Source organism: Arthrobacter sp. TJ-254 (genome assembly GCF_058269175.1).
Genome location: NZ_JBZCNF010000002.1, coordinates 651432 through 667565, shown reverse-complemented (window position 1 = coordinate 667565; position 16134 = coordinate 651432). Strand labels below are relative to the sequence as shown.

Here is a 16134-nt window from a genome sequence, read left to right as displayed (position 1 = left end):
TGCGCCGATAAATTGCACCGGATGAGACTATATCGGACACCCGGCGGTGTTCGCCGCCGCCGCTATTGTGGGGCGGTGCGCCGCGCGGGAATTGCCGGGCACCCGATATAGCAAGCATGCTTTCATTTCCGCGCAATTCGGAAATGGCCGGGCCTGCGGCGGCGCTGCTTTATCGCATAACGCCGATTCGGCAGGATGAATTTATCCCGGCGCCATTGTTCGTGCCCGCGGAAAACCGGGCGGGCCGCCCGCCCTCCTCGCGCCGCCGGCAGACGCGCCGCGCGGACGGCGGTCCGAAGTGTCCTGTTCGAGGCTCCCGGCGAGAAGTGATTGGGTAACCTCTATCACTTCTCCGCTTGACGGTCTAGGATGAGTTCTCGTGCGCTCCTATCCCTATCCCGACCCCGGTGCTCCGGAGCTCCGCTCCCCTGCCCGGTACCTCCTGTGGCTTGCCTCAAAGCAGAAGGCGACGCTTGCCGCCGGAGCCTTCCTCGGCGCCGTATGGATGGTGGCGCAGGCCCTCATGCCGTTCATCCTCGGCCGAGCGCTTGACAACGGGATTCTCGCAGGGAACCCCTCGGCACTGGCGGTGGAGGTGCTGATCCTGCTCGGGCTGATGGTCGTCCAGGCCGCGGCCGACACGCTCGGGCACCGGGTTGCCGTGAGCAGCTGGCTTCAGGCCTCCTTCAAGTCGGTGCTGCTGGTTGGCCACAAGATCACCTCCACCGGTGAGGCCCTGCCGAATTCACTCTCCACCGGCGAAGTCGTTTCGACGGCGGCATCGGATGTGTTCCGTCTGGGCGAGGTTTTCGACGTGGCGGCGCGCCTTGCGGGAGCAGTCGCGGCGTGGCTGGCCGTCAGCGCACTGATCAGCCGGACCTCCGGGCTGCTGGGACTGCTGGTGCTGGTGGGCGTTCCGGCCTGCTGCGCGCTGCTGCTGTTCGTGGTGCGCCCGATGCAGGAACGTCAGCGCGAGCAGCGCGCCGCCGCCGGCAAGATGACCGCCGTCGGAGCCGACACCGTTGCAGGCCTGCGCGTGCTGCGCGGGATCGGCGGCGAGCACATCTTCGTGGACCGCTACCGCGCCAAGTCGGCCGTGACCCGCGACTCGGGAATCCGCGTTGCCCACTCGCTGGCGGACCTCGAGGCATCCCAGGTGTTCATCGCCGGGGCGTTCAGTGTTGTGTTCACCTGGGTGGGGGCGGTGCTCGTGCTCGGCGGAGACATCACGCCGGGAGAACTCGTTGCGCTGTACGGGTTCTCGGTGTTCCTGATGACGCCGATCCGCACCGCCGCCGACGCCGTGTCCCGTTTCATCCGGGCCCACGTCGCCGCACGGAAGATCATCGCCGTACTTCGGGTGGAGCCGGGAGTCCGCGACCCTGCCGGCAGAGGTGCCGCCGGCAGTGACCCTGCGGGCAGCGAGCCGCCGCCGGCGGCAGGTGCGCCCTTGGTTGACGCGGCGAGCGGCCTGGCGCTCCGCCCGGGCCGGCTCACCGCGCTCGTTTCGGCCGATGCCGCAGGCGCCGCAGCCCTTGCCACGCGGCTTGGGCGCTTCGACGACAAGGTGCTCGAAACCGCCGAGGTGCGCTGGGGTCCGTCGGTCCTGCGCAGGGTCGCGCGCGGCCATATCCGCCGCCGCATCGTCGTCAGCGAGGCAAGCCCCCAGCTCTTCACCGGATCGCTGCGCTCCGGGCTCGATCCGCACCAGCGCCACGGCGACGCCGCGATCCTTGAAGCACTTGAAGCAGCAAGCGCCCTCGACATCCTCAACGGCGTGGAGGACGGGCTCGACCATGAGGTGACCGAACGCGGCCGCGGGTTCTCCGGTGGTCAGCGCCAGCGCATCGTCCTGGCCCGCGCGCTGCTCACCGGGGCGGAGAACCTCGTCCTGATCGAACCGACAAGCGCCGTCGACGCCCACACCGAGTCGCGGATCGCCGCCCGGCTCCGCGGTGCCCGCGGCCGGCCGGAGCTGACAACGCTGATCGTGACCACCAGCCCCATGCTGCTCGGCGTCATGGACGACGTGGTGTTCCTCGAGGACGGAACGGTCAGCGACGCGGGCCGGCACCGGGACCTGATGGCAAGCAACCCAACGTACAGGAATGTTGTGATCCGCAGTGAGTGAAACCCGGCCGCAGACCGAAGAACCACAGGCAATGGCGCAGCCGCCGGCCCCCGCCCCCGCCCCGGACAAGCTTCCCGTTGCGGGCGGGCCGGCCGTGCGCGCCGAGGCGGCACGGCTGGTCCGTCGGCACAAGCGCGGACTCGGTGCCGTCATCGCCCTGTATGCCGGTTCAGCAGTCGCCGGCCTGGCCGGCCCGCTCCTGCTGGGGCAGGTCGTTGACGCGGTGATCGGCGGAACCACAACCACCTACGTCTCCGGGATGTCGCTGCTCATGCTCGGGTTCCTGCTCGTGCAGTCCCTGCTGCGGCGGTTCGCCGTGCGTGCCGGGATGGTGTTCGGGGAGAACGTTTTCGCCCAACTGCGCGAGGACTTCCTTGAGCAGGTCACCGCCCTGCCGCTGTCCACCGTGGAGAAGGCCGGAACGGGCGACCTCGTGGCCCGGACCACCAACGACATCGACGCCGTGTCCCATACCGTACGCTTTGGGGTTCCCCAGGTCGTTGTCTCAGTGATCACCATCGTGCTCACCCTTGCCGCTGCCGTTGTCGCCTCTCCGGTGCTGTCCATCGCCCTCCTGGTGGGACTTCCCCTGCTGTACCCGGTGACCCGGTGGTACCTGCGGCGCAGTTCCTCCGGCTACCAAAAGGAACGGGAGACCTACGCCGTCGTCAACGGCGTGGTCACCGAAACCATCGAAGGGGCGCGCACCGTTGACGCGCTCGACCTCGGCGGCGTCCGCCGGGGACGCCTAGATGATGCCCTGAAGGCAAGCTACTCGGCGGAGCGCTACACGCTGTGGCTGCGCACCGTGCTCTTCCCCGCCGCCGACATTGCCTTCTGGCTGCCCGTCGCCGCGGTCCTGCTGTGGGGCGGCTGGCTGGCCTCCCTGGAGATCGTCACGCCCGGGGCGGTCGCGGCGGTTGCCCTGCTCGCCGTCCGGCTGATCGACCCGGTCGACCTGCTCATAATGTGGACCGATGAGATCCAGGTCGGTGCCGCCTCCCTCGCGCGGATCATCGGCGTCAAGGACGTGCCTCCAGACCGGTGGGCGACAACGGCCGAGCCCGCCACCGAGGACATCGTGCTCACCGGGGCGACCTACGCCTACCGGCCAGGGCACAACGTGCTTCACGGCATCAACCTGTCCCTGCGGCGCGGCGAACGGCTGGCGGTCGTCGGCCCCTCGGGTGCCGGAAAATCCACGCTGGGACGCCTGATCGCGGGAATCCACCCGCCCACCGCCGGATCGGCCACCGTGGGCGGGGTTCCGCTGGTTGACCGTCCGCTGGATCAGCTCCGGCGGGAGGTCGCCCTCGTCACCCAGGAGCACCACGTGTTCGTGGGCTCCGTCGCCGACAACGTTCGGCTGGGCCGGGCCGACGCCTCGACTGCGGAGATCGCCGGGGCCCTCGGCGCCGTCGGCGCGCTCTCCTGGGCCGAGGCCCTCCCGGAGGGCCTCGAAACGGAAGTGGGGTCCGGTGCCTGGGAACTGACGCCGGCCCAGGCCCAGGAGCTCGCCCTGGCGCGCCTGATCCTGGCCGATCCGCACACCCTCGTCCTTGACGAAGCGACCTCGCTGATCGACCCGCAGGCCGCACGCGACCTCGAACGCTCGCTCAACGTGGTCCTTGAGGGGCGCACGGTCGTCGCAATAGCGCACCGGCTCCACACCGCCCACGACGCCGACCGCGTGGCGGTCGTTGAGGACGGCAGGATCACCGAGCTCGGCTCGCACGATGAGCTGCTGGCGCTCGGGGGCTCCTACGCCTCCCTGTGGCACTCCTGGCGCAGCGAATAACCGCCGCGTCGCGCGGGGTCAGTGGTCGAAGAAGATCAACGACGAGTTGATCAGTTCAGCGACCACCTCGGCGTCGTGGGCGCGGCGCAGGGATTCGCGGAAGTTCTCCTTGAACAGGCTGCGGGCGATCGTAGCGAGCACCTCGAGGTGCTCCGAGAAGGATGAGGCGGGGGTTGCGATGAGCAGCACCAGGGTCGCGGGACCGTCGACGGCGCCGAAATCGAGGCTGTACCCGTACCGGGCCACACCGACGGCGATCGAGGTCTGGGTCACGTACTCGCTGCGCGCGTGCGGCAGGCCCACTCCCCCGGGCAGGCCGGTGGCCATCTGGTGCTCGCGGGAATTCACCTGGTCGAGGAACGCACCGAGATCGGAGATTCGCCCTGCGGCATGCAGCCGGGCCGCCAGCTGTGCGCTCGCATCTTCCTTGGAGGACGCCTCCATCTCGAGGATCACCAGGTCCGGTGTCGTCAGCTCGGCGTCGTGCAGCTCCAGGGACCGTTCACTCACATTGTGCCTCTCATCGTGCCCGCAGCCGTCACCACACCACAGTGTCCACGCCGGGGTGCGGCCGTTCCCTAGCTTACCGGGACGATGTCCTCCGCACCCATGCGGGCACTGTCGGCCGAGACGTCGTCGGGCTGTTCCTGGCTGAGCCGCTCCGCCTGGACGCGGGCGAGGTAGTGCTTGACCTCGCGGGCGACCTGCTGCTCGCTCCAGCCCAGCAGCGGGCCCATCAGGTCGGCGACCACCGGGGCGGCCGAGACGCCGCGGTCCCAGGACTCGATGGAGATCCGGGTGCGGCGGGTGAGGATGTCTTCGATGTGGCGCGCCCCCTCGTGGGTGACGGCGAAGACCGCCTCGGCGGCGAGGTAGTCGTCGGCACCAGGCAGCGGCTCGCCGAGCGCCGGGTCGGACTTGATGAGTTCAAGAATCGAGTCCGCCTGCGTGCCGTACCGCTGGAGCAGGTGCTCCACACGTGCGACGTGGATTCCGGAGTCCTCGGCCATCCGGGCCCGCTTGTTCCATGCCGCCTTGTACCCTTCGGCTCCAAGCAGCGGCACCGAATCGGTGCAGCTCTCGGGGACCCGCTCGTCAAGGGCGCGGGAAGCCTCGTCCACGGCGTCCTTGGCCATGACCCGGTAGGTGGTCCACTTGCCGCCGGCGACAACCACGAGCCCGGGCACCGGGTGGGCGACGACGTGCTCGCGGGAGAGCTTCGCCGTCGAGTCGCTTTCCCCGGCCAGCAGCGGGCGGAGCCCCGCGTAGACGCCCTCGACGTCCTCCCGCGTCAGGGGCCGCTTGAGCACCCGGTTGACGTGCTCGAGGATGTAGTCGATGTCCTGCGAGGAGGCTGCCGGGTGGGCCTTGTCGAGGTCCCACTTTGTGTCGGTGGTACCGATGATCCAGTGCCTGCCCCAGGGGATGACGAAAAGGACCGACTTCTCGGTGCGCAGGATCAGCCCGACTGTCGACTGGAACCGGTCCCGCGGGACAACGAGGTGGATGCCCTTTGACGCGCGCACCTTCAGCTGCCCGCGGTCAGTCACCATCGCCTGTGTCTCGTCGGTCCACACTCCTGTGGCGTTCACGACCTGCTTGGCGCGGATGCTGAACTCCTCGCCGGTCTCCTGATCCTTGACCTGGGCACCGACAACCCGCTCCCCCTCGCGCAGGAAATTCACGACGGTGACCCGGTTGGCTGCCTGCGCCCCGTAATGCACGGCCGTGCGGATCATGTTCACCACGTACCGGGCGTCGTCGACCTGGGCGTCGTAGTAGCGGATCGAGCCCACCATGGCGTCCTTCTTCAGGCTGGGCGCCGCGCGCAGCGTGCCGCGCCGGGTGAGGTGCTTGTGGAAGGGCACACCGCGCGAATGTCCGCCGCCGATGCTCAGGGCGTCGTAGAGCGCGATGCCGGCCCCCACATAGGGGCGTTCAAGGAAGCGCTTCGAGAGCGGGTATAGGAACGGCACTGGCTTCACCAGGTGCGGGGCGATGCGCTGGATGAGCAGTCCGCGTTCCTTGAGGGCCTCCTGCACGAGGGCGAAGTCGAGCATCTCAAGGTAGCGCAGCCCGCCGTGGATCAGCTTGGAGGACCGGGACGATGTCCCCGAGGCCCAGTCGCGGGCCTCGACGATGCCGGTGCTCAGCCCCCGGGTCACGGCGTCGAGCGCGGAGCCGACGCCGACAACGCCGCCACCGACGATGAGGATGTCAAGTTCCTTGCCCGGCCCGCTCGTGGCTTTCAGGGCCTCGATTGCCTCACTGCGGTACTCGGGACTTAGTGCTCCTGCTGCCATGGCCGTAACCCTCCGGAACGTTGAGTTCTGCGTAAGCCAACTCTAGGCAATCAATCGTTTGAAACATAGGGAGAGAGAACAACCTCCACCCGCTGGAATTCCTTCAGGTCGGAGTAGCCGGTGGTGGCCATGGCGCGGCGCAGGGCGCCGATGACGTTCGAGGTTCCGTTGGTGTGGTGGGAGGGTCCCCACAGCACCTCCTTGAGCGATCCGACCGTGCCGATGTTGACGCGGTCGCCGCGGGGGAGCTCGGCGTGGTGCGCCTCCTGGCCCCAGTGCCAGCCCTTGCCCGGGGCCTCCTCTGCACGCGCAAGGGCCGAGCCGAGCATCACGGCGTCGGCGCCCATGGCGATCGCCTTGACGATGTCACCGCTGGCGCCCATGCCGCCGTCTGCGATGACGTGGACATAGCGTCCGCCGGATTCGTCCATGTAGTCGCGGCGGGCCGCCGCCACATCGGAGATGGCCGAGGCGAGCGGGGAGTGGATGCCAAGCGCCCGGCGCGTGGTCGTCGTCGCCCCTCCCCCGAAGCCGACAAGGACGCCGGCCGCGCCGGTGCGCATGAGGTGAAGCGCGGGCGTGTAGCCGGCGGCGCCGCCGACGATCACGGGAACGTCGAGTTCGTAGATGAACTGCTTGAGGTTCAGCGGTTCTTCGTTCTTCGAAACGTGCTCGGCGGAAACCGTTGTTCCGCGGATCACGAAGATGTCGACGCCGGCGGCGAGGACCGTCTTGTAGAACTGCTGGGTGCGCTGGGGCGTCAGCGAGCCGGCGACCGTCACCCCGGCCTCGCGGATCTCGGCGAGGCGGCTGGTGATCAGATCGGCCTGGATGGGCGCCGCATACAGTTCCTGCATGCGGCGGGTCGCGGCGGGGCTGAAGTTCTCCTTGCTCAGCCCCGCGATCTCGTCGAGGACCGGCTGCGGGTCCTCGTAGCGGGTCCAGAGCCCTTCGAGGTTGAGCACGCCGAGCCCGCCGAGCTGTCCCATCGCTATGACCGTTGCCGGCGACATGACCGAGTCCATCGGCGCCGCGATGACGGGCATCTCGAACTGGTACGCGTCGATCTGCCAGCTCACCGACACATCGAGCGGGTCGCGGGTGCGCCTCGAGGGCACGACCGCGACATCGTCGAGGGAGTACGCTCTGCGTCCACGCTTGGCACGGCCGATCTCAATCTCATAAGTCACTGCTCTAGGTTATCCCAGCGGCGTAACCCCGGCGCCGGACGGCTCCACCGGGGCCGGTCCCGGGCGCCCTGATTAGCCGTTACCCTTCGCGCGGAATAGAGTTGCACTAAGGAACAACCCTGCAGCGAAGCGAATGAGCAGCATGGCCGATGGCGTGGTGACCGGTGCACCCTCCTACGAAGGGGGCATTCACGCATCGGCGCAGCTGACCGACTCCGCCCGCGCTTTGAGCCCGGGCGGCCCGTACACGTCCGCTCCAGGTGGCGCAGCGCTGAGCCAGACCTATTTCACGGCGCGGGCATCTGCCCCGCTCCGACCTTAACGAGAGAACATTAATCTGTGAATAAATCACCTGCCGTCCTGAAAGCGCCTCCCGCACTGGCGAAGGGCGCAATGCGGATTGTCGCCCTTGGCGGAATCGGGGAAATCGGCAGAAACATGACCGTTTTCGAATTCGCTGGCAAACTGCTGATCGTCGACTGCGGAGTGCTCTTCCCCGAAGACCACCACCCCGGCGTCAACCTGATCCTCCCCGACTTCTCCTCCATCCGTGACCGCCTCGACGACGTCGTCGCAGTCGTGCTCACGCACGGCCATGAGGACCACATCGGCGGCATCCCCTACCTGCTCCGGGAGCGCGCGGACATTCCCCTGGTCGGCTCCCAGCTCACCCTCGCCTTCGTTGAGGCCAAGCTGAAGGAACACCGGATCACTCCGAAGACCGTTCAGGTCAAGGAAGGCGACCGCCGGACGATGGGCGGCTTCGACCTCGAATTCGTCGCCGTGAACCACTCGATTCCCGACAGCCTCGCCGTCGCGATCCGCACCCCCGCCGGCATGGTGCTCCACACCGGCGATTTCAAGATGGACCAGTTCCCGCTTGACCGCCGCATCACCGACCTGGCCGGCTTCGCCCGCCTCGGCGCGGAAGGGGTTGACCTGTTCCTCACCGACTCCACGAATGCCGACGTTCCCGGCTTCACCACCTCGGAAAAGGACCTCGGGCCTGCGATCGACGCCGTCTTCCGCACCGCACCGCGCCGCATCATCGTCTCGAGCTTCGCGAGCCACATCCACCGCATCCAGCAGATCATCGACACCGCCCACCGGCACCGCCGCAAGGTCGCCTTCGTCGGCCGCTCGATGGTGCGCAACATGACCATCGCGGCGGACCTTGGGTACCTCAACATCCCGCAGGGCCTGCTCGTCGACTTCAAGAAGCTCGAACGCACCGACGACCACAAGGTGGTCCTCATCTGCACCGGATCCCAGGGCGAACCGATGGCCGCCCTCTCCCGCATGGCCAATAAGGACCACGCCATCCGCATTGCCGAGGGCGACACCGTGCTGCTTGCGAGCTCGCTGATCCCCGGCAACGAGAGCGCCATCTACGGCATCATCAACGCGCTGACCGAAATCGGCGCGAACGTGGTGCACAAGGGCAACGCGAAGGTCCACGTCTCGGGCCACGCCAGCTCCGGTGAGCTCGCCTACTGCTACAACATCGTCAAGCCCCGCAACGTCATGCCGGTGCACGGCGAATGGCGCCACCTGCGCGCCAACTCGGAGATCGCCGTCGCGACGGGCGTTGACCCGCGCAACGTCGTCATCGCCGAAGACGGGGTCACCGTCGACCTCCACCGCGGACGGGTCACCGTCTCGGGCAAGGTGCCCGCCGGTCTCGTCTTCGTTGATGGGGCGAGCGTCGGCGGCATCACCGAGGAAACCCTCCGCGAGCGGCGCCGCCTGGCCGAGGAGGGCTCGGTGACCGTGCTCGCCATTATCGACGCCGAAACCGGCACGATGACCGAACCCCCGGAGTTCTTCATCCAGGGCTTCTCCTGCGATCCGGCCGACCTCGACAAGGCCGGCACCGCCGTCGAGAAGGCCCTCGCCGATGGACCCTCCGGCCGCCAGGGCGGACGCGGGGCCCGCACGCTGGACCCCGAAGCCGTCATCGAGCGGGCCACCGCCAACTGGATGCGGCGTTTCTACAACCGCACGCCGGTGATCACCGCGATCGTCGTCGACGCCTAGGCAGTTGCTCGGCCGGTATCCTCCTCACCGGTTCTTTGTTCACCGCTCCTTCCTCCGCCGGGCGGGTTTTGCCCGGCGGAGGCTGGCAGCTGCCTGCCGGACATGCGACGGTTGATCAATGACTGAAATCCTTCGTTTCGCCGCCTTCACCGACAGCCCTTCCGGCGGAAACCCGGCTGGGGTCGTCCTTGACGCGAGCGGGCTCTCCGGGGCCCAGATGCAGCAGATCGCCGCCGACGTCGGCTATTCGGAGACGGCCTTTGCCACGCAGGACGGGCCGCGCGATTTCCGCCTGCGCTACTTCAGCCCGCTCGCTGAGGTGGCCTTCTGCGGCCATGCGACAATCGCCGCCGGCGTCGCCCTGGCGCGGCGGAACGGCCCGGGCGAGCTGCGGTTCGCCACGGCGGCCGGGGAGATTGCCGTCTCAACCACCGCGCACAGTGGAGGCCACAGTGCTGCGCTGCGCAGCGCCCCCACTCGGACCCGCCCGGCGTCCGACGCGGAAACCGCGCAGGCTCTCGCCGCGCTGGGGTGGGCAGAGCAGGACCTGGACCCGGCCTTTCCGCCGCACGTCGCGTTCGCGGGCAACGACCATCTGGTGCTCGCCGCGGGGACACGGGAGCGGCTTGCCTCCCTCGACTATGACTTCCCGGCTCTGAAGAACCTGATGACCGACCGCGGGTGGACAACCGTCCAGCTGTTCTGGCGCGAGAGCGCGGGCGTCTTCCATTCCCGTAACCCGTTTCCGGTGGGCGGAGTGGTTGAGGATCCTGCCACCGGCGCTGCCGCCGCGGCGCTCGGCGGGTACCTGCGCGCACTGGGGCAGGTGAGTGGGCCCGCCACCTTCACCATCCTCCAGGGCGAGGACATGGGCCGGCCCAGCAAGCTGGCCGTCACCGTGACGCCCGACGACGACCGGGTCACCGTGGCGGGAACCGCCGTGCCGCTGGCGGCACCCTAAGCGGAGCCGGTCCAGCCGGGCGGCGGGGTCTTTCCGCCGGCTTAGCGGTTGCTGGCCCACTCCGCGTAGCTCGAACCCAGAACCAGTGGATCTTCGGGGATATTGCTCCTGCGCCGGAGGGCCTCACCCGCCCGACCAGGCAGGGGCAGTCGCAGCCGAACTGCCTTCCGCCCGCGCGCGCGCAGGTAGTCCTGGGCGAACTCGCCGGCCGGCTTCAGTTCTGGTCCCGCGATGTCCTGGGCCATTCCCCGCGTTCCGGAGGTCAGGAGGTCGCACAGGCGGCCTGCGACGGCGGACGGCTCGATCGGCTGGAACCAGGCACCACCGAAGTAGGGGCAGAGCCTTACGGGTGCGAGGGATGAGTGGAGGGAATCGAGGAAGGTGTGGAACTGGGTAGCGCGCTGGACGCAGGCGTCGAGCCCCGAGCCGAGGTAGGCCTGCTCCTGGGCGACCTTTGCCTGGTAGTAGCCAAGGGGCGACCTGTCGACCCCGGTGATGGAAAGCAGGACCGCCCTGCCGACCCCTTCGGCGGCCGCGGCATCCAGCAGGCGCACCGGCCCCTGCACCAGCGTCTGCTGCTGGGCCCTGCGCGACTTCGCATTCGTCACGTCGATCAGCGCCTCCGCACCCCGCAGTGCGGTCCGGAGGCCCGCTCCGGTTGAAACGTCGGCAACCCGGTGCGTTGGCCCCTGTCCCGATGCCGGACCGTTCCGCGGCCCGCTGCGGGACACGACCGTGACGTCTAATCCGCGGCGCAGCAACTCCTCGGTCACGAGAGAGCCGATGGCGCCCGTTCCTCCGATCACAGCCACCGCACCCATGGGGATTCCTTCCTGTCACAGCACCGGGACGAGTCAACTATAGGTGCCCGTTGGGCGAACTCTTAGGGCCGGGACGCTATCCGGAGGTTTCGTCACCGCCTCTTGGAAGAGGGGAAGATAGCTTCGCGGCTTTCGTCCTCCGATATATGCCGCAAACGACATATACGAGAATCGCGAGTGCCGCCAGGAAAAAGAGTAAAAGTGCCCCGAAGGAGAGGATTGCCTCGGACGGAGTCGGGACTATCGGGCTTCCTGCCATCGCTCGTATCCCTCCTCGGTTCCGGACCTTCAATCCACCTGTCGCCCGTTCGGTGAACCGGAATGGAGATTATCACGCCGTGCCACCCCTTCCCGCTCCGTACCCGGCCTCGCGGCCGGCGGCACGGGACCCTAGTGTGGGAAGGGACCGCGCCGCCCGGTGCCGCGGTCGGGCGCTGGGCACGTGCCCCCACAGTTCGGCCCACCATGGAGGACCTCAATGAACGCAGAGCCGGCCTCCACCCGCCTGGGGAAGGACCGTTCCCTATGGGCCGCCGTCATGATCGGTGTCGGGACCATGGCGGCGGTTGACGAGATCGTGTTCCATCAGATCCTCGCCTGGCATCACTTCTATGACCGCTCCACCGGCACCGTCGGCCTGCTTTCGGACGGCCTGCTGCACGCGGTGGAGCTGTTCCTGCTGATTGCCGGCTTCTTCCTGCTCGCCGACACCGTGCGCAGGCGCACCTTTTCCCGGGGCGCGGCCCTGGCCGGTGCGTTCCTCGGCCTTGGCGGTTTCCAGCTGTTCGACGGGCTCATTGACCACAAGGTGCTGCGCGTCCACCAAATCCGCTACGGGGTCGAACTGCTGCCCTACGACCTAGCCTGGAACGCTGGAGCGCTCGTCCTCCTGCTCATCGGGGTGGTGCTTGCCCGCAGGGAGTCCCGCGCCCGGCGGCGGGCCGTTCCAGGGCGCTGAGGCCGGCCGTGCACACCCATCCCGGTTCCCCGGCCGGGGCTCTCGCCCTCCCCCTCGACTGGCTCATGCTCGTCGGCCTTGCAGCGGCGCTGGCGGCCTACCTCGATGCCGCCCGGAGGGCACGCGCCAGAGGCAGACCATGGCCGGCGCACCGAAGCATCCTGTGGGCGTCCGGGATCCTTGCCGCCGGTGCCGGGCTGGTGGGGCCTACAGCAGCCGGTGCGGGCTCGGACTTCACATCCCACATGGCCACACACCTTGCGGCGGGAATGGTTGCCCCGGCGCTCCTGGTGCTTGCAGCGCCCGTCACTCTCGCCCTGTGCGCCCTCACGGTCGAGCGCGCCCGGCGCCTCTCCCGGCTGCTCGGGTCGGGCCCGGTGCGGTTCCTGTCCCACCCCGTAACCGCTGTTGTGCTCAACGCGGGTTCCCTGTGGATCCTCTACGCGACTCCGGCGTTCCGCCTCACCACCCACCCCGTCGGGCACCTGGCCGTCCACCTTCACTTCCTGGCCGCCGGCTGCCTCTTCGCTGCCGCGGTCCTCGCCGTGGATCCTTCACCGCACCGGGCCCCGGTGCCGCTGCGCGCCGCCGTCCTTGTCCTCTCACTGGCAAGCCACAGCGTGCTGTCCAAGTACCTGTATGCCCATCCACCCGTGGGGGTCACCGGCGGCGACGCCGCGGCGGGGGCGGTGCTCATGTATTACGGCGGTACGGTTGCCGATGCCGCCCTGATCACGGCGTTCTGCGCCCTTTGCTATTTCCGTGCGGCGCCCCGGGCCGCGGCGGCGCGACACGGGCGCCGGCAGTAGGCCCACCTGCTCCGCCGCCTTGTCCGGCCGGATCGGCGGGCCCCAGCGCCCGGTCGGGACAGCACTGTCCCCTCCGAGTTCACCGGAACGTCAGCTCCGGGCAGCCTCCTGATTACCCCCTGTCCCTAGCGTGAAGGGGCCCCGCATCCGGGGCGTCCACGAAAGGAACACAATGCTCTTCCGAAGGACAGCCGCTGTTGCGGCCTCGCTCGCCGCACTCGGCGCCCTGGGCTCCGCTCCGGCCACTGCCATACAGGACGGCGTCGAACTGGGCGAGCCCCAGGCTGCCGCTCACGCCCATAATGACTACGAACACGACCGCCCGCTCTACGACGCACTGGAACACGGGTTCACCAGTGTCGAAGCCGACATCTGGCTCGTGGACGGTGAGCTTCTCGTCGCCCACGACCGCGAGGACGTTCGGGCCGGGGCAACCCTCGAAAGCCTTTACCTCGATCCGCTCGATGAGCTCGTCGACGGCCGTGGAGGAAGTGTCTATCCGGGGTGGGACGGCCAGTTCCAGCTGCTGATCGATATCAAGAGTGATGGTGCCGCAACCTACGCCGCCCTTGAGGAGGAGCTTGCCGACCACCGCACGATGCTCACCCGCTATACCCATGGGAAGACCAAACCCGGGGCCGTCACTGCAGTTGTCAGCGGCAACCGCCCGCTCGCCGCCATGACCGCCGCGGACCAGCGCTTCGGCTTCTACGACGGCCGCGCCACCGACCTTGGCTCGGCCCTGCCTCCCGAACTGATGCCCCTGATCAGCAACAACTGGCAGCAGCTCTTCTCCTGGCGGGGCGTCGGCGATATGCCGGCTGCCGAACGCGAAAAGCTTGCCGCATATGTGGCTGCGGCCCACGAACAGGGAGCCCGGGTGCGCTTCTGGGCCACCCCGGACGCCCCGGGTCCTGAACGGGACGCCGTCTGGGCTGAGTTGCTTGCGGCCGGCGTCGACCACATCAATACCGACGACCTCGCCGCCCTTGAGCGGTTCCTCGCCGAGCGGGACTAGACAGTGACGCGGCGGCTCCCGGACACGGAGCCGCCGCACCGGACGCCGCGTACCCACCATCGCCCCCCCCCGCCGAAACCGCACATCACCACGCTTCGAGCGCGCCAAAGGGTGGTGACCTGCAGACTCAACGGGGACACCGGCCGGGACTGTACCGGCGGGCAGGGACTGCGGTGCGCAGCGGACGACGTCGGCCACCTCGGAAGCGGACGCCGCGTACCCGCGTTCGCTCCCCGCCGAAACCGCACATCACCACGCTTCGAGCGCGCCAAAGGGTGGTGACCTGCAGACTCAACGGGGACACCGGCCGGGACTGTACCGGCGGGCGGGGACTGCGGTGCGCAGCGGACGACGTCGGCCACCTCGGAAGCGGACGCCGCGTACCCGCGTTCGCTCCCCGCCGAAACCGCACATCACCACGCTTCGAGCGCGTCAATCGGTGGTGAACTGCAAACTCGACGGGGACGCAGGCGGAGACGGCCGGCCCTACCCTTGCCCTACTTGGAGCCGTAGTTGGGCGCCTCGACGGTCATCTGGATGTCGTGCGGGTGGGATTCCTTCAGGCCGGCCGGGGTAATGCGGACGAACTTGCCCTTCGCCTTGAGGTCGGGAATGGAACGCGCCCCGGTGTAGAACATCGTCTGGCGCAGACCGCCGACCAGCTGGTACGCCACCGAGGCCAGCGGCCCGCGGTACGCGACCCGGCCCTCGACGCCTTCGGGGATGAGCTTGTCGTCACCGGAGACGTCGGCCTGGAAGTAGCGGTCCTTGGAATAGGAGGTGTTCTTCCCGCGGGTCTGCATGGCGCCGAGCGAGCCCATGCCGCGGTAGGTCTTGTACTGCTTGCCGTTGACGAAGATCAGCTCGCCGGGTGCCTCGGCCGAACCTGCAAGGAGCGAGCCGAGCATGACCGTGTCGGCACCGGCCACGAGCGCCTTGCCGATGTCGCCGGAGTACTGGAGGCCGCCGTCGGCGATGAGGGGAACACCTGCGGGAATGGCCGCCTTGGCGGATTCGTAGATCGCGGTGACCTGGGGAACACCCACACCGGCGACGACGCGGGTGGTGCAGATCGAGCCGGGGCCCACGCCGACCTTGATGCCGTCGGCACCGGCGTCGATCAGCGCCTGGGCACCGGCCCGGGTCGCTGCCTGTCCGGCGATGATGTCGACGTGCGACACTGCCTTGTCGGCCTTGAGCCGGGCAACCATCTCGAGCACGCCGGCACTGTGGCCGTTGGCGGTGTCGACGAAGAGGGCGTCAACACCGGCGTCGACGAGCGTCATAGCGCGCTCCCAGCCGTCGCCGAAGAAACCGATCGCGGCGCCAACCCGGAGGCGGCCGTCGTCGTCCTTGGTGGACAGGGGGTACTGCTCGGCCTTGGTGAAGTCCTTCACCGTGATCAGGCCGCGGAGGATCCCTTCGTCGTCGACAAGGGGAAGCTTTTCAATCTTGTTCGTTCCAAGCAGCGCGATTGCCTCGTCACCGCTGATGCCCACATGCCCGGTGATCAGCGGCATCTTGGTCATGACCTCGCGCACGAGGCGGTGCGGGAACTCACTCTCGGGCACGAAACGGGTGTCGCGGTTCGTGACGATGCCGAGGAGGTGCCCGAACTCATCGACGACGGGGAGCCCTGAGACGCGGTACTGGCCGCACAGCTCATCGAGCTGCTGGAGCGTTGCCTCGGGGCCGATGGTCAGCGGGTTGGTGATCATTCCCGACTCGCTGCGCTTCACCCGGTCGACCTGCTCGGCCTGGTCGGCAATGGAGAGGTTGCGGTGGATCACGCCGAGTCCGCCCTGGCGGGCCATGGCCACGGCCATGCGCGCTTCGGTCACGGTGTCCATGGCAGCCGAGAGCAGCGGCGTCTTCACGGTGATCCGCTTCGAGACGCGCGAGGAGGTGTCGGCCTCGGAGGGGATGACGTCGGTGTGGCCGGGCAGCAGCAGGACGTCGTCGTAGGTGAGGCCGATGAATCCGAAGGGATCGTTTGGCTCATTGTGCTCAGACAGATGGGTCACTACAGGTCCTCTTTCAGGGGTCACCGGGGCTGGTGCCATGGGCTCCGTCGCCGCCAGGCTCTTAAATTCTAAAACCATTCACGG

Annotated in this window: 12 protein-coding genes; 7 read left to right on the top strand and 5 right to left on the bottom strand. The window is 68.4% G+C overall.

Going from position 1 to position 16134, the window contains the following annotated elements:
- Window positions 1–379 precede the first annotated feature (379 nt).
- Both AC4D14_RS08250 and AC4D14_RS08245 read left to right on the top strand, forming a co-directional pair.
- Complete coding sequence (locus tag AC4D14_RS08250; protein WP_490901368.1) at window positions 380–2131, top strand: ABC transporter transmembrane domain-containing protein; 1752 nt, start codon at window positions 380–382, stop codon at window positions 2129–2131.
- A gap of 31 nt (window positions 2132–2162) precedes the next feature.
- The gene (locus AC4D14_RS08245; RefSeq protein WP_490901530.1) at window positions 2163–3929 is read left to right on the top strand and encodes an ABC transporter ATP-binding protein; all 1767 of its coding nucleotides are present in this window, start codon (window positions 2163–2165) and stop codon (window positions 3927–3929) included.
- An 18-nt stretch (window positions 3930–3947) separates the two neighbouring features.
- On the opposite strand, the gene AC4D14_RS08240 is transcribed toward AC4D14_RS08245, so the two are convergent.
- From AC4D14_RS08240 to AC4D14_RS08230, 3 genes are all read right to left on the bottom strand, one after another.
- A complete protein-coding gene (locus tag AC4D14_RS08240) occupies window positions 3948–4439 on the bottom strand; it encodes a PTS sugar transporter subunit IIA (RefSeq protein WP_490901366.1) in 492 nt (163 codons plus the stop codon).
- A gap of 68 nt (window positions 4440–4507) precedes the next feature.
- Window positions 4508–6232 carry a glycerol-3-phosphate dehydrogenase/oxidase gene (locus tag AC4D14_RS08235; RefSeq protein WP_490901364.1) on the bottom strand — a complete coding sequence of 575 codons (1725 nt, stop codon included), beginning with the start codon at window positions 6230–6232 and terminating at the stop codon, window positions 4508–4510.
- A gap of 50 nt (window positions 6233–6282) precedes the next feature.
- On the bottom strand, window positions 6283–7422 hold the full coding sequence (locus tag AC4D14_RS08230) for a GuaB3 family IMP dehydrogenase-related protein (protein ID WP_490901362.1): 1140 nt from the start codon (window positions 7420–7422) through the stop codon (window positions 6283–6285).
- 393 nt (window positions 7423–7815) lie between these two features.
- Here AC4D14_RS08230 and AC4D14_RS08225 point away from each other — a divergent pair, with 393 nt between their 5' ends.
- Together AC4D14_RS08225 and AC4D14_RS08220 are read left to right on the top strand one after the other, a co-directional pair.
- Entirely contained in the window at window positions 7816–9459 is a 1644-nt protein-coding gene (locus tag AC4D14_RS08225) for a ribonuclease J (protein WP_490901528.1), read from the top strand.
- Window positions 9460–9577: 118 nt separating this feature from the next.
- Window positions 9578–10420, top strand: a complete 843-nt coding sequence (locus AC4D14_RS08220; RefSeq protein ID WP_490901361.1) for a PhzF family phenazine biosynthesis isomerase — start codon at window positions 9578–9580, stop codon at window positions 10418–10420.
- A gap of 41 nt (window positions 10421–10461) precedes the next feature.
- Here AC4D14_RS08220 and AC4D14_RS08215 read toward each other — a convergent pair whose 3' ends face one another.
- Window positions 10462–11241 carry an SDR family oxidoreductase gene (locus tag AC4D14_RS08215; RefSeq protein ID WP_490901360.1) on the bottom strand — a complete coding sequence of 260 codons (780 nt, stop codon included), beginning with the start codon at window positions 11239–11241 and terminating at the stop codon, window positions 10462–10464.
- Between the two features lie 478 nt (window positions 11242–11719).
- Between AC4D14_RS08215 and AC4D14_RS08210 the strand changes: the two genes are divergently transcribed.
- The 3 genes from AC4D14_RS08210 to AC4D14_RS08200 all read left to right on the top strand — a co-directional run bounded on the left by AC4D14_RS08210 (window position 11720) and on the right by AC4D14_RS08200 (window position 14026).
- Window positions 11720–12199, top strand: a complete 480-nt coding sequence (locus AC4D14_RS08210) for a DUF2243 domain-containing protein (protein WP_490901358.1) — start codon at window positions 11720–11722, stop codon at window positions 12197–12199.
- A gap of 8 nt (window positions 12200–12207) precedes the next feature.
- Complete coding sequence (locus tag AC4D14_RS08205; RefSeq protein WP_490901356.1) at window positions 12208–13008, top strand: cytochrome c oxidase assembly protein; 801 nt, start codon at window positions 12208–12210, stop codon at window positions 13006–13008.
- Window positions 13009–13180: 172 nt separating this feature from the next.
- Window positions 13181–14026: a phosphatidylinositol-specific phospholipase C/glycerophosphodiester phosphodiesterase family protein gene (locus AC4D14_RS08200; protein ID WP_490901354.1), complete on the top strand. Its 846-nt coding sequence runs from the start codon at window positions 13181–13183 to the stop codon at window positions 14024–14026.
- 497 nt (window positions 14027–14523) lie between these two features.
- Here AC4D14_RS08200 and guaB read toward each other — a convergent pair whose 3' ends face one another.
- Window positions 14524–16089, bottom strand: coding sequence for an IMP dehydrogenase (guaB, locus tag AC4D14_RS08195; RefSeq protein ID WP_490901527.1), 1566 nt, complete (start codon window positions 16087–16089; stop codon window positions 14524–14526).
- Window positions 16090–16134 lie beyond the last annotated feature (45 nt).